General features: G+C 31.0%; 20 protein-coding genes and 1 riboswitch. Of the genes, 14 read left to right on the forward strand and 6 right to left on the reverse strand.

Annotated features, from left to right (window positions below):
• Positions 1-543 carry a spore maturation protein gene (locus tag N4A57_RS01075; RefSeq protein WP_293655504.1) on the forward strand — a complete coding sequence of 181 codons (543 nt, stop codon included), beginning with the start codon at positions 1-3 and terminating at the stop codon, positions 541-543.
• A 13-nt stretch (positions 544-556) separates the two neighbouring features.
• Entirely contained in the window at positions 557-1,486 is a 930-nt protein-coding gene (locus tag N4A57_RS01080; RefSeq protein WP_293655505.1) for a S66 peptidase family protein, read from the forward strand.
• 208 nt (positions 1,487-1,694) lie between these two features.
• Here the strand turns inward: N4A57_RS01080 and N4A57_RS01085 are convergent, their stop codons facing one another.
• From N4A57_RS01085 to N4A57_RS01105, 5 genes are all read right to left on the reverse strand, one after another.
• A complete protein-coding gene (locus N4A57_RS01085; protein ID WP_293655506.1) occupies positions 1,695-2,846 on the reverse strand; it encodes an MGDG synthase family glycosyltransferase in 1,152 nt (383 codons plus the stop codon).
• Between the two features lie 446 nt (positions 2,847-3,292).
• Positions 3,293-4,357: a hypothetical protein gene (locus N4A57_RS01090; protein ID WP_293655507.1), complete on the reverse strand. Its 1,065-nt coding sequence runs from the start codon at positions 4,355-4,357 to the stop codon at positions 3,293-3,295.
• 35 nt (positions 4,358-4,392) lie between these two features.
• Complete coding sequence (locus N4A57_RS01095; protein ID WP_293655508.1) at positions 4,393-4,518, reverse strand: hypothetical protein; 126 nt, start codon at positions 4,516-4,518, stop codon at positions 4,393-4,395.
• 456 nt (positions 4,519-4,974) lie between these two features.
• The gene (locus N4A57_RS01100) at positions 4,975-5,250 is read right to left on the reverse strand and encodes a spore coat protein (protein ID WP_293655509.1); all 276 of its coding nucleotides are present in this window, start codon (positions 5,248-5,250) and stop codon (positions 4,975-4,977) included.
• A 16-nt stretch (positions 5,251-5,266) separates the two neighbouring features.
• The gene (locus N4A57_RS01105) at positions 5,267-5,464 is read right to left on the reverse strand and encodes a hypothetical protein (RefSeq protein WP_293655510.1); all 198 of its coding nucleotides are present in this window, start codon (positions 5,462-5,464) and stop codon (positions 5,267-5,269) included.
• A 182-nt stretch (positions 5,465-5,646) separates the two neighbouring features.
• A riboswitch (purine riboswitch) is annotated at positions 5,647-5,748 on the forward strand.
• A gap of 109 nt (positions 5,749-5,857) precedes the next feature.
• On the opposite strand from N4A57_RS01105, the gene guaB reads away from it, so the two are divergent.
• Together guaB and guaA are read left to right on the forward strand one after the other, a co-directional pair.
• Complete coding sequence (gene guaB / locus N4A57_RS01110) at positions 5,858-7,318, forward strand: IMP dehydrogenase (protein WP_293655511.1); 1,461 nt, start codon at positions 5,858-5,860, stop codon at positions 7,316-7,318.
• An 11-nt stretch (positions 7,319-7,329) separates the two neighbouring features.
• Positions 7,330-8,862 (forward strand): glutamine-hydrolyzing GMP synthase, encoded by a 1,533-nt coding sequence (gene guaA, locus N4A57_RS01115; protein WP_293655512.1) that lies wholly within the window; start codon positions 7,330-7,332, stop codon positions 8,860-8,862.
• Between the two features lie 103 nt (positions 8,863-8,965).
• Here guaA and N4A57_RS01120 read toward each other — a convergent pair whose 3' ends face one another.
• Positions 8,966-9,424, reverse strand: a complete 459-nt coding sequence (locus tag N4A57_RS01120; RefSeq protein ID WP_293655514.1) for a helix-turn-helix domain-containing protein — start codon at positions 9,422-9,424, stop codon at positions 8,966-8,968.
• Positions 9,425-9,605: 181 nt separating this feature from the next.
• On the opposite strand from N4A57_RS01120, the gene N4A57_RS01125 reads away from it, so the two are divergent.
• The 10 genes from N4A57_RS01125 to N4A57_RS01170 all read left to right on the forward strand — a co-directional run bounded on the left by N4A57_RS01125 (position 9,606) and on the right by N4A57_RS01170 (position 17,215).
• Positions 9,606-9,812 carry a DNA-binding protein gene (locus tag N4A57_RS01125; protein WP_293655515.1) on the forward strand — a complete coding sequence of 69 codons (207 nt, stop codon included), beginning with the start codon at positions 9,606-9,608 and terminating at the stop codon, positions 9,810-9,812.
• Positions 9,772-10,878 (forward strand): tyrosine-type recombinase/integrase, encoded by a 1,107-nt coding sequence (locus tag N4A57_RS01130; RefSeq protein WP_442863850.1) that lies wholly within the window; start codon positions 9,772-9,774, stop codon positions 10,876-10,878. Before N4A57_RS01125 ends, N4A57_RS01130 begins: the two co-directional genes overlap by 41 nt.
• On the forward strand, positions 10,875-11,201 hold the full coding sequence (locus tag N4A57_RS01135; RefSeq protein ID WP_293655517.1) for a plasmid mobilization protein: 327 nt from the start codon (positions 10,875-10,877) through the stop codon (positions 11,199-11,201). Before N4A57_RS01130 ends, N4A57_RS01135 begins: the two co-directional genes overlap by 4 nt.
• Positions 11,194-12,204: an AAA family ATPase gene (locus N4A57_RS01140; protein ID WP_293655519.1), complete on the forward strand. Its 1,011-nt coding sequence runs from the start codon at positions 11,194-11,196 to the stop codon at positions 12,202-12,204. Before N4A57_RS01135 ends, N4A57_RS01140 begins: the two co-directional genes overlap by 8 nt.
• An 80-nt stretch (positions 12,205-12,284) precedes the next feature.
• Positions 12,285-12,665, forward strand: a complete 381-nt coding sequence (locus N4A57_RS01145; protein WP_293655521.1) for a hypothetical protein — start codon at positions 12,285-12,287, stop codon at positions 12,663-12,665.
• A 589-nt stretch (positions 12,666-13,254) separates the two neighbouring features.
• Positions 13,255-14,430, forward strand: a complete 1,176-nt coding sequence (locus N4A57_RS01150) for an AAA family ATPase (RefSeq protein ID WP_293655523.1) — start codon at positions 13,255-13,257, stop codon at positions 14,428-14,430.
• The gene (locus N4A57_RS01155; RefSeq protein ID WP_293655525.1) at positions 14,427-14,948 is read left to right on the forward strand and encodes a hypothetical protein; all 522 of its coding nucleotides are present in this window, start codon (positions 14,427-14,429) and stop codon (positions 14,946-14,948) included. The genes N4A57_RS01150 and N4A57_RS01155 overlap by 4 nt, the downstream gene beginning before the upstream one ends.
• A 498-nt stretch (positions 14,949-15,446) precedes the next feature.
• Complete coding sequence (locus tag N4A57_RS01160) at positions 15,447-16,118, forward strand: CPBP family intramembrane glutamic endopeptidase (RefSeq protein ID WP_293655527.1); 672 nt, start codon at positions 15,447-15,449, stop codon at positions 16,116-16,118.
• A gap of 204 nt (positions 16,119-16,322) precedes the next feature.
• Positions 16,323-16,757 carry a MarR family winged helix-turn-helix transcriptional regulator gene (locus tag N4A57_RS01165; protein WP_293655529.1) on the forward strand — a complete coding sequence of 145 codons (435 nt, stop codon included), beginning with the start codon at positions 16,323-16,325 and terminating at the stop codon, positions 16,755-16,757.
• A gap of 53 nt (positions 16,758-16,810) precedes the next feature.
• A complete protein-coding gene (locus N4A57_RS01170) occupies positions 16,811-17,215 on the forward strand; it encodes a pyridoxamine 5'-phosphate oxidase family protein (protein ID WP_293655531.1) in 405 nt (134 codons plus the stop codon).
• Positions 17,216-17,453: the final 238 nt, after the last annotated feature.

The raw sequence follows: 17,453 nt of genomic DNA on the forward strand, positions 1-17,453 counted from the left end.
ATGTTTCAAAATATTATGGGAGCAGTTTCAACCTATGCAATACCACTTATATTATTGTTAATACCACTATATGGATATATAAAGAAGGTAAAGGTATATGAGGCATTTACTGAGGGTGCTAAGGAAGGATTTTATACGGCAGTTAGGATAATTCCATACTTAGTTGCCATGTTAGTTGCCATTGGAATATTTAGAAAATCGGGAGCGATGGATATACTAAATGGCATATTAAGACCTATTACAAATTTAATAGGTATGCCAGCGGAAGTATTACCAATGGCCCTTATGAAACCCCTATCTGGTGGAGGTGCATCTGGTATTATGAATGACTTGTTTACTACCTATGGTCCCGACTCCTTAATAGGTAGAACTGCATCTATTATGAATGGCTCTACAGAGACAACCTTTTATGTATTAGCCGTATATTTTGGCTCTGTGGCAATCAAAAAGACTCGTCATGCAGTATTAGCAGGATTAATTGCAGATGGAGTAGGAATTATTACAGCTGTTATAGTGGCTAGAATTATGTTTGCATATGCCTAAGGAGGGATATATAATGATTAAACCTAAAGGTTTAAGAAATGGTAGCCTAATTGGAATAGTAGCACCAGGAAGTCCTACGGAAGGAGAAAAGATAATAAATAGTAAAAAAACATTAGAGGCTATGGGATTTAAAGTTAAGTTAGGAAAGAGCTGTTATGAAAGATATGGATATTTATCTGGCACGGATAAAATAAGGGCAGATGATTTGAATAACATGTTTGCAGATAAATATATAGAAGGGATAATTTGTTTAAGGGGTGGATATGGGTCTGGTAGAATACTTGAAATGATAGATTATAATAATATAAGAAAAAATCCAAAGGTATTTGTAGGTTATAGTGATGTAACTGCCCTGCATATGGCCATAAATCAAAAATCAAATTTAATCACTTTCCATGGACCTATGGCCGCATCTAATATGACCACCCATTTAGATGATTTTACATATGATTCATTTATGAATATGATAGGAGATAATGATTTTTATGGAGAAATAAAAAATCCATTAGATGAAGAACTACAGACCCTATCAGGTGGCCTATGTATGGGAAAAATAACTGGAGGCAATATGGCTATAATTTGTTCCACATTAGGAACAAATTATGAAATAGATACTAAAAATAAAATTCTATTTTTAGAAGACATAGGAGAAGAACCCTATAGGGTAGATAGGATGCTTAATCAATTAAAATTAGCAGGTAAATTAAGAGATTGTGTAGGAATAATATTAGGCGATTTTAAAGATTGTAATGGCAGTGATTCTAATAATAGTTTAGAACTAGAAGAAGTATTTTATCAATTCCTAAGATCCTTAGAAAAACCTATATTATGTAATTTGAGGGCAGGCCATTGTATGCCAATGATTACACTACCCCTAGGAGTAGATAGCACAATACATGCTACAAGGAAAAGAATATTTGTAAATGAAAAGACTACAATTTAAAAAAAATGGGAGTATGTAAATAACTTTGTTGTTTTGAAAACATAAGATTCCTACTTGATAATAAATAACTTTACTTAACGAGGCAAATCAGATATTGTATTCATATATAATCACATTCAGAGAAATTTTTTTGTAATATATATAGGATTCTACAAAATGGTAAGATTATAGTATGGATATTTTTGCCTCGTAATATTTTTATTGCAATCTATATAGATTTCTTTTCATAAAAATAATTATATATGTCATGTGTCCTATTTGAATTTTCTACTATTAGTTTATTAACCAATTGAACTATGGCATCCCTAGAGTAGGGTTTTGATAAATTCTTTAATTTTTTCTTCATATTTCCTAATTCTTCTGGCTTTTGGATTAGACTGTCTATAACCTTTACCATATGGTTTATTTTTTTTGTTCTAAGGGCTACCCCCGACTCAATTAAAAAATCTGAATTCTCCTCTTCTTGCCCAGGGATCACATAGGGAATAATCATGGGGATGTTTTTGGCTATAGATTCTGAAACTGTCAATCCTCCTGGTTTTGTAATAATCACATCTGATATATCCATTAACTGAGGTATATTTTTAGTAAATCCATATATGGACATCTCCTTATTATTCAATTCTCCCTCGTATTTTTTCTCTAATTTATTTTTTAATTTCTTGTTATTTCCACAAACCACTATAATTTTCATTCTATTTTTACTAGTCATAATGTTTTCTAGTACTTTTTCCATGGCCTTAAGGCCCATACTTCCACCCATTAATAGTAATGTAAATACATCTTCTTTATTCCTTTTTTTATCAATAGAACATAAAAAAAATTCTTTTCTTATGGGAATTCCATAATGAAAAATCTTTTGTTTTTCTATTCCTTTTTTCATCATATGGACCTTTGTATAGTAACTCCCCGTAATATAAGCGTCCACATTTTTATGGATATAGGTTTGATGAGCCTTATAATCTGTAACAATAGATATAAATGGGATAGATATTTTTCTTTTAAGCTCTCCTATAATATTTACTACAAAGGGATGGGTAGCAATAATCAAATCTGGTTTATGTTCTTTTATTAGATTGTATATTTTATCTTCCATTAATTTTGTTATAATACTAACCATTCTTGAGCTTATTATTTTTCCATTACTTTTTTTATATAGCTCACTATATGCCTTAGGAAATATTTTCAACAACAATTCATATCCTTCTGTTACAATGGAATTCATTACTTTATTTGTTTCCTTTAAAGCATCTAGCTTCACAACATCATATCCATTATTCTCAAATAATTCTTCTAAGGATGTGGCAGCTTCATTATGGCCACCTCCTGTTGAGGCTGTAAAAATTAATAACTTTTTCATATGAGCCTCCCCCTCTCTTTTATTTCTAGTGTAAACTATATCGATTAAAAACTCCTTCTGAACTGCTGTTTTTTAAAGTTAAACTCAACTCTATGCCTAGCAACACCATGGCATTAAAATTCAGGAAGTTCTCTACACATATTTGTTGCTTTTTACAACTTTATAAGACCACATTTATTAAACTAACATTATAGATTTCTTGGTTTTAAGATTGTTTTATATAGTAACTTGCCTATAAGGGAAAATATATTGAAAATCTTTGGAACCCTGGAACGTCACAACATCATATGCTCCTTGAACATGACTCATGAACCTATCTACGGAGATTCACACTTTCGCTTGTGACAAGGACTTGGGTGGAAAAGATTTTCAATATATTTTCCTGAAATAGGCCCACATAAAGCAAGTTTATACACCAGAAATCTATAGAACTTCATTAGAAATAATTATGCTGAAATATTTAGATTATTTTCTTCAGCTTTTGGTCGTATCCTTATGCTAACTGGGTGATGGTCCGTATCCTTAAACTCAAGGTTAAATCCATTAATTTCAACAATTTCAATATTAGGTGATACTAAAAAACCATCTATAACACATGTATAGTTTTTGTCCTTTATATAAGGTTTTTCTAATGTTCTCACCGTTGGATTATATTTATCAACGCCCCACTTCCATCCTTCTGGCTTAAACTCACGGGGCATGTCTTTTACCCAAAACAAATGTTTTTTAGGCGTATCATGATTAAAGGAAGTTCCTATAAGTCTATGATTCCAATCGCCTCCAATAATTACATAATTTCCTTTTTTATACTCATTCACTGTAAATTCTTTTATTTCTTTTAATTGTTCATTCCTAGTGTTTCCATTCTTGTCAAAGGCTGCTAAATGTATATTCACAATAACCCACTCTTTACTGCTACTCTCAATTGGAAATCTCTGAACAACAAAGTTGTATTTTTGATTCAATATTCCTGTAAGTCCTTTTCTCTCTAATGGCAATGCAATTCGTGTAGATGAAGATGGTACATATGTTGAAAAAATTGTATTTCCACTAATGAGCCTCCCTAAAATGGGAATACTTTTAATATAAAGACTGGGTGAATAAACATAGTTATATGCCTTTAAAACACTTTTGAGCTTCTCTAAATTATTTATGTAAAAAGTAATTTTTGACTCTAATGCTACCTCTTGAAATAAATAAATATCACTAGGATAACTTTTTATAAATTTACCTATATTATTTAAATGCTTATAAACCATATTCTTCGATTTTGGAAATATATTTTTTCCTCCATCCATAAAAAAATCAGCTTCATTTCCCAAGCCACCATATCCAATATTCCAAGTTAGGATTGAAATACTCTGATTCTTCTTTATATAATTACTTGTTTTAATATTTGTCTTTAATCTTTCTTGTTTTTTAGGTTTAAATGAAAACAATTGTATATAAGCCCAACTTCCAATAACTAGTATTAGACTACCTAAGACAATAACCATATATCCATAATTCATATTCATTTTCCTTTCCTTTCAAATTTAAATACCCTCTAAAATCCAATAATTAACTCTCCTTGCCACTCCATTATGGTTGCCAAGTAATTGGAACTTGGTAGTATAGCTCCTACAGTCTCAGGTTTTAATATATATTTTAAAATAAATGACAGTCTTTTCATGTATATTCCTCCATATTTTTTATTCAATATTAGTTTAAATAAAAAATATAAAGAAATAGGCATTAAAATTATTAAGATTTCTTAACATTTCAGTATGCTTATACGGTGAAATGAAAAATATTGAAATTTTAGTAAAAGATCTATGGTTCCTAGGTCTTGATAGAAAAATACGGGTAATAATTACCAAAATGGGAAAAAACATTGCAGCCTTAGATCTAAAGGTTTATTTATCCTTTAAATATGAATGTAAATTACCTGCAGTTTTCATGTTACCTTCTTCTAAAACATTGCTCAAAACATTCTTTAGTAGTGTACTCATAAAAAATCTCCTTCTTGGCTTTGATTATACTGTTAATTATTGCCGAGAAGGAGTTGGATCTTTCATAAGAGCATAGTTTTTCTCACACTCCAAAAAAATTTTGGCAAGGGTTAATAAAAGCCCTTGCCATTTCTTAATTACATATCCTTTAATATACTATTGTATTTATCCTGTACATTTAAAACATAGTGATAATCAGCTTCATCACTTAAGTTCCAACCCCGTTTGTTCATGGTATGAACAATATTTTCTTGGTTTTGTAATATATTTTTTTCACACTCATAGAGAAGTTGTCTTAGATTAATTGATGGAGATTTAGTCATACTATTAGTATAAGATAGAGATAATTGATTTTCACACATTAAAAGGTCCTTTAAAAGTTCTTTTTCTGAAAGATAGGAATGAAATTTCATAAGAATCGCTCCTTAACTAGTTGAGTTCATTTAAATAGTTTAATAAAGCTTGAAAATTTTCCTTATGAGTATTTCCATTGTGGGCACATAAATTTTTAAATTGGGTGTCAGTACATAAGGTAGCATATTGGCTAAATTTTTTATACATTATGTACTCCTTATCCAGATGTTCCTCTAGGATTTCCAATGAATGGGTGTCTATATTTTTAGACAATGGTCACGCTCCTTTCTAATGTATTTCTTTTATATTATTATTTCTTATAGATTTATTTATAGTCGTGAAAAAATTTAATAAAAATAGAAAAAAATATATATAATATTGAAAAAATGAAAAAACTAAATAAAATAGAAAAATTTATTGACAGGGCACTGGATGTTTGGTACTGTATATAACAACAACCAAATATTTAGTTTGCTCGTATATGTTTAGAGATATGGTCTAAACGTTTCTACATGGTTTCCGTAAAAGACCTAACTATGAGTGAGATTACTAATGTATATTATAGTACGTTATTTATAAATCCATGTAATTTCACTCTGAAATTAATGGATTTTTTTATTGTATATAAATAATTTAAGGCACAGATTATAAGGAGAGGGATAGATTATGGATGAAAAATTTGTAAAAGAGGGAATAACCTTTGATGATGTATTACTGGTACCACAAAAATCAGAAGTGTTACCAAAGGACGTAAGTACAAAGACAAAGTTGACTAAAAAAATACATTTAAACATTCCTATAATGAGTGCTGGTATGGATACGGTTACAGAAGCTAGACTTGCCATTGCCATGGCTAGGGCTGGAGGAATAGGTATTATACATAAGAATATGTCCATAGAAGGACAAGCCCTTGAAGTGGACAAGGTAAAACGTAGTGAACATGGAGTAATAGTAGATCCATTTTATTTACACCCACAAGATTTCATAAGGGATGCATTAGAACTTATGGCAAGATACAGAATTTCTGGTGTGCCAATAGTAGATGAAAATAAAAAATTAGTTGGAATTTTAACTAATAGAGATATAAGATTTGAAGGTGACGAAAATAAGAGAATAGATGAGATCATGACTAAAGAAAATTTAGTTACGGCTAAGGAAGGCACATCTATGGATGAAGCTGAAAATATTCTTAAAATGCATAAAATAGAGAAATTACCTATAGTAGATAAGGAGGGATATTTAAAGGGACTTATAACTATTAAGGACATTAAAAAGGCCATTGAATATCCAAACTCAGCTAAGGATGAAAGAGGAAGATTATTAGTTGGAGCAGCCATAGGAATTACAGGAGATATGATAGACCGTGCAGGAGCTCTTGTTAAGTCAGGGGCAGATGTGATTGTACTAGATACGGCTCACGGTCACTCTAAAGGAGTAATTGAAGCTGTTAAAAAACTAAAGAGCACATTTGATGGAATACAGATTATAGCAGGAAACATTGCTACGGCAGAAGCTGCTCGTGATTTAATAGAAGCAGGAGCGGATTGTTTAAAGATAGGTATAGGACCTGGATCTATTTGTACTACTAGGGTTGTTGCAGGAATTGGGGTACCACAAATTACTGCCGTATACGATTGTGCTAAGGTGGCTAAGGAGTATGGAATCCCAGTTATAGCAGATGGAGGAATAAAATATTCTGGAGATGTGGTGAAATCCATAGCAGCAGGAGCAGATGTTTGTATGATGGGTTCACTATTTGCAGGAACGGAAGAAAGCCCAGGAGAGACTGTCATATATAAAGGAAGAAGTTTTAAAACATATAGAGGTATGGGATCTACTGGAGCTATGGAAGCAGGTAGCAAGGATAGATATTTCCAAAATGAATCTAAAAAGTTTGTGCCAGAAGGTGTAGAAGGAATGGTTCCATATAGAGGAAAATTACATGACATAGTATATCAAATGGTTGGCGGTCTAAGGGCTGGTATGGGATATTGTGGAACTCCAACTATAGAAGACTTGAAAGTAAATGGTAAGTTTATAAAAATCACATCGGCAGGATTAGTGGAGAGTCATCCTCATGATATTAGTATAACTAAAGAATCTCCAAACTATAGTTCAAGATCTTAAGGAGGAATATTATGGATAATCAATTAGTATTAATAGTAGACTTTGGTGGTCAATATAAAGAGTTAATAGCAAGAAGAGTAAGAGAAGCCAACGTATATTGTGAAGTGATTCCATACACTAAGGCTATGGAAGTTATAAAGGAAAGAAAACCTAAGGGAATCATATTTACAGGGGGACCAAACAGTGCCTACTTAGAAGATTCTCCACAAATTGCAGAAGAAGTATTCCATATGAATATTCCAATCTTAGGTATTTGCTATGGAGCCCAATTAATGGCCCATACTCTAGGTGGTAAAGTAACTAAAGCAGAAACTCGTGAATATGGAAGGGTAGAACTTAAATTAAATCATACTAAAGATATATTTAAGGATATAATAGACAGTTCTAAATGTTGGATGAGTCACACGGACTACATAGAGTCTATTCCAGAAGGTTTTGAAATAATAGCTACTACAGAGGCATGTCCTGTGGCTGCCATGAAACATAAGGAAAAAAGCCTTTATGGAGTTCAATTCCATCCAGAAGTTGAACACAGTGAATATGGCTTTGAAATGTTAAGAAACTTCTTATATGAGGTTTGTGGATTAACTGGAGAATGGAATATGCATAACTTCACTGAAAATGCCATAAAGGAAGTTAAAGAATTAGTAGGAGATAAAAAAGTATTATGTGCCCTATCAGGTGGAGTAGATTCATCTGTGGCAGCAGTACTTGTCCATAGGGCCATAGGAGATAATTTAACTTGTGTTTTCGTAGATCATGGTTTACTTAGAAAAAATGAGGGAGATCAAGTAGAAGAAATATTTAAAAATAAATTTAATATGAATCTTATAAGAGTTAATGCTCAAGAGAGATTCTTAAGTAAATTAGCAGGTGTATCAGATCCTGAAATGAAGAGAAAAATCATAGGTGAAGAGTTCATAAGATTATTTGAAGAAGAATCTAAGAAACTTGGACATATAGATTATCTAGTACAGGGAACTGTATATCCAGACGTTATTGAAAGTGGTACAGATACGGCTAGTGTTATAAAATCCCATCATAACGTGGGTGGACTTCCTGAAGATATGGATTTCGCACTAATAGAGCCTTTAAGACAATTATTTAAAGACGAAGTTAGAAAAGTTGGAGAAGAATTAGAGATTCCAGAAGAAATCGTATGGCGTCAACCCTTCCCAGGACCAGGTCTTGCCATAAGAGTTTTAGGAGAAGTTAGGGAAGATAAGTTAAAGATAGTTAGAGAATCGGATCACATATTCCGTGAAGAGATCAGAAAGGCCGGCCTTCAAAGGAAAATATGGCAATACTTCACCGTATTACCTAATATAAAATCTGTAGGTGTTATGGGTGATGAAAGAACTTATGCCCACACAGTAGGAATAAGAGCTGTTACATCCTCAGATGGAATGACTAGTGACTGGGCTAGAATACCATATGAAGTAATTGAGAAGATTTCAAATAGAATAGTAAATGAAGTGGACAATGTAAACAGAATAGTTTATGATGTGACTTCTAAGCCACCTTCAACTATTGAGTGGGAGTAAAAATAGAAACCTCTACAGCCTTTTAATTTCAAGGGTTGTGGAGGTTTTATTATTTGTGGTGATATTAGTTTGATATTAAGTATTGGATAAGAGTAAAAAAATTTTAACTTTTATTCATATCCTCAGGCCAATTCAGTTTCCACTCATAATACTCTTCTTGAGATATTCTACCGCTTTCAAGAGCTTTTTTCTTTTCATACCATTCTTCTAAAAGATGATCAAGTCCCATCAAATGTAATTTAATTCTATTTCCTGATTCACCATTTTCTTTTATTATTTCTTCTGCTTCCATATCGATTGAATTATACTCATCTAAATAAAATAGTGTATGAATAATTTCTTGTGAATTTGATAAAGCAGGTGCCATAAGATAATTGGGGTTTACTTTTAAAGTTTGAGCAATTGCAAAAACTATTTTTTCTTTAGGAACTCTAGTACCGGATTCATATTGGGCAATTCTAACATCTGCAGTTCTATCGCTAAATCCTATAGCTAGTCCTAGTTCCTTTTGTGTAAATCCACGCTTTATTCGTATTTTTTTAATTTTATCTCCAATAGCCAAATTCTCACCCCAATCCAAAATAAAGTCTTTGATTAAATTATACAAGAGATAAAGTAAAATGCAATAATATTAAGCAAAAAAGTTTAATATATTATCTGTATCCTATTGACATAAACAAAAATGTTTAGTAAAATACAAATAACTTAAACAAAAATGTTTAATACGAATAGGGGGAAGCAGTTTGAAAAATCAAATATTTATTCATGCAAAAGAAGTAGCAGTAGAGTTAAACATTTCAGAAGCACATGCCTATAAAATAGTAAGAGATATGAATAAAGAATTAAGTAAACAAGGATTCATGACAATCTCAGGAAGGGTAAGTAGAAAGTTTTTCTATGAAAAATTCTATGGGATGGAAGGTGGTGAATTACATAGTGTCAGCATATAAAGATAAAAAAACAGGAAAATGGTACTTGTTCTTCTACTATAAAGATTGGCAAGGACAACGTAAAGGAAAGACAAAAAGAGGATTTAAGACAAAGCGTGAAGCGTTAGAGTGGGAACGAGAATTTTTACAGAAGAGCGATGCCAATTTGGAGATGACATTTGAAGCTTTTGTAGATATCTATACCAGCGATATTCAAAATAGATTAAAAGAAAATACATGGCTTACCAAAAAGAGTATTATTGATCAGAAGATCCTACCGTATTTTAAAGATAAAAAACTTTGTGATATCAAGCCAGCAGATGTTATTGCATGGCAAAATGAAATCATGTCATTAAAGGATAAACAGGGGAAGGTATTTTCCCCTACTTATCTTAAAACCATACATAATCAGCTCAGTGCGATTTTCAATCATGCAGTAAGATTTTATGAATTAAAGTCTAATCCTGCTAGAAGAGCGGGAAATATGGGCAAAGAAAGAACGAAAGAAATGCTTTTTTGGATAAAAGATGAATATACTATGTTTTCAGATGCTATGATGGATAAACCTATTTCATTTTATGCTTTTGAAATATTATATTGGTGTGGTCTTCGCTTAGGTGAACTTCTGGCATTAACAAAAGAAGATATGGATATTGAAAAAGGGACTATAAGAATCAATAAATCATATCAGAGAATCAAATCCAGGGATGTCATCACAGAACCGAAGACGCCAAAAAGTATCCGTGTCGTAAAAATGCCTGATTTTCTTACAGAAGAAATCCAAGAATATATGAAGTCGATTTATGGTATTAAAGACAACCAGCGATTGTTTCCAATTACCAAGGGATATCTTCATAACGAAATGAAAAGAGGATGTAAGGAAACAGGTGTTAAACGTATTAGAGTACATGACCTTAGACATTCACATGTGTCATTACTGATTGAAATGGGATTTTCAGCAGTAGCAATTGCTGATAGAGTGGGGCATGAAAATATTGATATTACTTATCGCTATGCACATCTATTTCCTTCAAAGCAAGTTGAAATTGCAGATAAGCTTAGTATTGAGCGAGGTGAAGGCATATGAAGAAGACGTTAGATAAAAAGAACAGGTGGCGTAATAAAGTTGTGGCATTTAGAATGTCAGACGCAGAAGCACGAATGCTTGATGATAGAGTTCGAACTTCTGGATTAAGTAAGCAAACATATTTAATTAATAGAGTCTTAGAACAAGAGGTTGTAGTAAATGGCAATCCAAGAGTATATAAAGGTTTAAGAAATCTATTTAGAGAGACTTTAGAGCGATTAGAAGTACTAGAGAAAGTAACAGAAAATGATTCGGAATTATTGGAGTTGATTCTTTATATGTCAACGATTATGGATGGTTTAAAGGAGAGAGCAGATGAATAAAAATTTAGAAACAGTCACAGGGAAACAATTGATGGAAATGGAGCTAAAACAACCAAGGTCTATAATAGATAAAATAATGCCATCAGGACTTCATATCCTTGCGGGAAGTCCGAAAATAGGTAAGTCATGGTTAGTTCTATGGCTTTGTCAAAGCATTGCTACTGGTGAAGATGTGTGGGGATTTCAGACAAACAAAGGAACGGTTTTATACCTTTGCCTTGAAGATCGACTTCCTCGTATTAAAAACCGATTAATGAGTATTACTGAAAGTGGTAGTGATGCTACTGCATTTGCGACAGAAACACTACCCCTTGGTGGTGGTTTAGTAGAGCAGATAGAAGATTATATTCTCAATAACCCTGATACATTATTAATTGTTATTGATACACTTCAGCAAATCAGAAGTTTAGGATCAGATAATATGAGTTATGCCAATGATTATAAGGATATAAGTGCACTAAAAGCAATTTCCGATAAGTACGATATCGCCATTGTGTGTGTTCACCATCTTAGAAAGATGAAAGACGATGATCTGTTCAATATGATATCTGGTACCATGGGTTTAAGTGGGAGTGCTGATGGTAGTTATGTTTTAGTAAGAGATAACAGAATGGCATCAAAAGCAACGCTGTATATAACAGGAAGAGATGTAGCTGATACTGAAATTAGGCTAGAATTTGATAAAGTCAACTGTTTATGGAAGCTCATCGAACACGATGCTTTTGAATCTTTTGAAAGTGATGAACCAATAATTAGGGCAGTATGTCAATATATCAAAGAAGAAGAGCAGTACCGTGATACATCAACTAATCTACTTAAAAAATTAACTGAGAAGGGTTTTAAAGAAGATATAACACCTGCTACTTTGTCAAAAAAACTGAGGGTCCATGCAGATATGTTAAAGGAAAAATTTAATATTCATATTGAATTTATCAGAAAAAGTGACAAGCGTATTTTATCTATTTGTGACGGTAATGACGACAATGACAGTAATATAGCCTAGAATTTAAGCGTCATGACGGTAAAATAGCTATATAAATAACCGTCACACCGTCATTAGTTCATAACCATGGAGGTAAAAGTATGGCATTGATACAATTTGGTAAAAAAGAAATTGAAGCATTAGAAAAAGCAAATCAAAAGTTAATACAAGAATTAGGAAAGGAAAAGGCATTAGGTGAAAAACTTAATGCTTTACTCATTTCAAAAGAAAAAGAAATCGATGAATTACAACAACAACTTAGGGATATTGAAAAGGTGAAAATTGATGATCAAAAGCTTGAAAAAATAATAAATACATCTAACAAAAACTCAAAGGCGACAATAGAAAACATAGACATTATAAGAAAATTAAAAGAAGAAGGACATTCTTTTAGATCAATAGCAAAGGCACTTAGTGAAGCGACAGGAACCCCATTTGCTCATTCAACAGTCAGGTATCTATATAATAAATACATCAAATAGCATGTACAGGGGAGCTGCACAGAACCTCTGCTTTAGTAGAGGGCAAGCTTCCACTTTGTCTAACAAAAGTGTTTGATGTGAAGTATCCCATGCCCTCTAAATATTCTGGAGCGTTGCTCTGAAAGCTTTAAATGTGAATATTAATACCACAACAGTTTTGATGAACTATTTTCAACATGGGGTTTTAACCTCACTGTTTAAGTTTTAGATGTAGACATTGACCGTTTCCCCTTAACTTTAACAGATTCTGTTAATCAAAGATTAATCTCCGTGCTCAAGGTACACTTATTTGTACTTAAATGGGTAAACGACACATGTTAATATACGGATGCTTTGGTCTCACTTACCTCCCCGTGCTTTGTAGTGTAGCTACATCTATTCTCATTATATTACATACATGCATAGGATTCAGTGGCTTTTTAATCCCGTTTTGTGCCTTGACGAATGATTGTTAATATGTGTATAATACAAATGAAGTTAAAATTTAAAACGAAAATTGTGTTTTAAATTTTAAAAAAGGTTGATAATATATAAAAATTAGCATATAATATATTGTATAGAACGAAAAATGCGTTTAAAGGAGAAAGTGATGAGACTGCTTAAAATAAAAGTAAGTGGATTAAAATTATTTTCAAAAAATCTAGAAATAGACTTTACAACACTACAACGTGTAATAAAAGAAAAAAATGAGATGCTATATAAGATCTCACCGCAAATTTATCAAAATAAGGCAATTTCTTTTATTGGAATTAATGCATCTGGTAAAACAAGTACTTTGAAGGTAATATCATTTATTATTCAAATGCTAAATAATAAGCCTATAAATAATATTAAAAGTAACGAGATATTGAGTGGTATCTCTGGTGAAGAGAAGATTGTTTTTGAATTATATTTTAGTACACCTTCAGATACAGTTAATAAGCTTGTTACTATTATTAAGAAAGATAAGTTGTTTGATGAGGATGAAGAAAAATATATCATTGAAGATGAAAAAATGTGGAGCAAGGATATTAAGGGTATTAAGACTAAAAAAAGTTTATTTGTATTTGATAATATGGAACCTGCACAAGTTAGAGATAGAAATGAAGAGTTTTTGGCTGATGATGTAAGTATTGTGATAGCATTAAATAAACGGAATAATAGTAAAATATATTGCGAAGATTTAATTAATTGGACAAATATTAATTTAATCAGAGTTTTAGGAGATTTCCCGAAAGAACTGATAACTTTTCTTGATTCTAGTATTGAGTACTTGGAAAGTGAAGTTAAAGAAGGGGAAAAGAAGATTACAATTAGATTGAAATTTAAAGGAAAAGAAGAGATTGTTCTTTATTCACCACTGGAATTGGAAAAATACTTATCTTCTGGAACAATAAAGGGTATAAATGTATTCGTGAACGCTATGATGGTATTATCTAAAGGAGGATATTTACTTATTGATGAACTTGAAAACCACTTCAATAAGGAGATTGTGGCAACATTAGTAAGATTTTTTATGAAAAACAAGGTTAATAAAAAAGGGGCTACTATACTGTTTACAACACATTACCCAGAGTTGTTAGATGAATTTGAAAGAAATGATAATATATATATAGTTAGAAATGAAGGTGGGATAAGTGTTGAGAATCTTTCAAATATTTTAACGCGAAATGACATTAAGAAAAGTGAAATATACCAAAGTGGTTATTTACAAGGAACTGTTCCTGCATATACAGCATACATGGATTTGAAAAAATCTATTATGAAATATGGAGGAGAGTTATGAATTTAGAAGGTTATGTGGCGTGCATATGTGAAGGTTCTGCAGAACAGGCTGTTATGGACATACTTTTAGAAGAAGAGAAATTGATATTTAGCGAAGAAAAACTTCTTACCGGAGAAATCATTCGTTGTAGAAAGGCGAAGAGTTTTGAAAGGAAATACTTAAGAAAAGGTTTTAAAGAAAAAATTACTATCTTGAGAATATTAGATTCTAGAAGAGAGAAATTCAACTTAAGTAAAGCTTATATAGATAAAATTAAGGTCATAGATATCATTACAGCCCCTGAAATAGAGATGCTAATTATTATGAATGAGGATAAATATGATGCATTCAAAAGTTCAAAAATGAAGCCTAGTGAGTTTTGTAAAATTAAGTTAAAATATGACAGTGTTAAATCTTATGAGTTTGTAAAGGACTATTTTTCGGATGTAGATCAGTTGATAAATAGTATTAATGAATATAAAAGAGTGTCTAAAATAAGGAAAGGTGAGTATACACTTTCAGACTTAATTAGTGTGTGAAATGTTGAGTGTACTCAAGTGCCTATTTCCCCCTGTATTTAGGATAAATGATATTACTATGATATTAAAAACCCACAAAACCTCAAATAATACAAATAAAACGTCCTAAATTCCACGTAAATTACCATCTAAGCTAAACAAATAAGTTTAATTTATTTTCTGATTTATCGAGTGGGAATAGGTAGTAATAAAAATAAATAGATGTATAAATCCTATTAGTCTACAGATAGGTGTCTATGATTTTGTTCAATATATGAACAATCATAGACACCTATTTTGATTTATGAACTTATAGCTGATATTTTTCTAACTTTATATAATCTTTTCAACTAAATGTCTTTGATTTGGTAGTGCTAAAATACAGAAAAAGAGTTATACTTAATATTAAGAGTAATATTACATACTTGTTTTCAAAAAATTATAGGTTTATCAGATGAAAATTATTGTGGATAGGATAGAAGAAAATATGGTGGAAGGTCTATTTGAATAGGTAATTTTATGAAGGATACAAAGAAAGTCATATATTTATCATTAGTTATATGTATTAGTATGTATATAATAGAGCAAATTTTAAATGTGGATTATTTTGTGAAAAGTACATGTAAAATAGGATTATTCACATTTATTCCATATTTATATATTAAACTAGTAAAAAAGGAAAGTATAAAAAATAGTTTGAACTTAGGTGAATTCCAACTAAAGAGGCTAAAATTGGGCTTTATTCTAGGTTTCTTTTCATTTAGTATTGTAATAATAGGATATATTATATTTTCTAAATATATAGATACACAAACTCTAGTAGAAAATTTAAATAAAATCAAAGTAAATAAAAATAATTTCATATATATAGGACTATATATAATATTTGTAAACTCCTTTTTAGAAGAATTTTTCTTCAGGGGATTTATATTTTTAAATATATATGAAGAAGGTAATAAGCATATGGCTTATATATACTCAAGTGCATTATTTGCTCTATATCATATGGGAATGATACAGAGTTGGTTTAATATGTATTTAATAATATTATGTATGATATCTTTAATGGGAGTGGGTATAGTATTTAACTATTTAAATACTAGAAGTAAAAACTATATGAACTCATGGATAGTTCATATATTGGCAGATATAAGTATTATATTAATTGGATTTAAAATCCTATGGAATTAGAAATGAAAAAAATAAGTGTCTATGATTTTGCTTAATTTATGAGGAATCATAGGCACTATTTTATTTTAAGTAGTATTGCAATGGGTCATAAGAAAAATAAAATAACAAAAAAACATTGAAGTAGATAGATATATATGGTAAAATGTGAACGAGATTAAATCGAGCACGATTTAAATAATTGAAGAAGGGACCCTTTAGTAAAATATGAAAGATGATATTTTAAAATTAGATAATCAATTATGCTTTGCATTATATGCTTGTTCAAAAGAAATTATTAGATTATATAAGCCTATACTGGATGAATTTGGTATAACCTATACTCAATACATTACTTTGCTGGCTTTATGGGAAGAGGATAATGTTATTGTTAAAGATCTGGGTTCTAAATTATTACTTAGATCTAATACACTTACGCCCGTATTGAAAAAATTAGAAAATATGGATTTGATTGAAAGAATACGAGATAAAAATGATGAAAGAAATGTTTATATTAAATTGACAAAAAAGGGAGCTGAAATGAAGGAAAAAGCAATTATAATTCCTCAAAATGCCTTTTGTCAAACGGGACTTGACCTAGAAGAATTGAGACATCTAAGGAGTCATTTGAAAAAATTATTAGAGAACATGATAAATCTTTAATAAATTAAAAAATAAATGAATAAAATGTTAAATATGAAAGGGGAGCGTTTTATATGGAAAAGATCATAAAGTTTTTAAATGAGAATAAATCAGGTGTTTTAGCTACATGCCAAAACAATAGACCACATGGAAGACCACAACATGTTCACTTAATAAAGGATGGTAAGTTTTATTTTACTACAGCAAATGTTAAGAATGCTTATGCTCAACTTAAAGAGAACCCATATATTGAGTTTGTAGTAAATACAGAAGACTTTACTATGGTAAGGATAAGTGGTGAAATTAAGTTTACTAATGACCTAGATGAAAAACAAATGGTTATGGATAATGCTTCATTAGTTAAAAAGGGGTATAAAACAGCAGATAATCCACTACTAGAAGTTTTCTATTTAGAACATGGGGAGGCAAGTTTAACAAAATTATTCACAGGGGAGCCAACGGAAACTTTCACATTCTAAGTAAAAATTGTAGATGTATAATTTTATCATAAGGATTAAGTAAAATACCTGGGTAATTGTTTTTATGGCAATTATTCAGGTATTATTTTTTATAGGTGCGTGCCCAGCAAAGCTGTAATTTGCTTACTGGTGAAAGTCCAGTCTAGGTAGTTGCCAAGAAGCCTAGTAGCTATAAGACCAGCGTTATTAGAGATAGTAGCGTTGAAGCGTTTTGAAAATGTGCCTTTATGGTGCTAGC

The organism is Anaeromicrobium sp. (genome assembly GCF_025210435.1).
In the GTDB taxonomy this organism is placed as follows: domain Bacteria; phylum Bacillota; class Clostridia; order Peptostreptococcales; family Thermotaleaceae; genus Anaeromicrobium.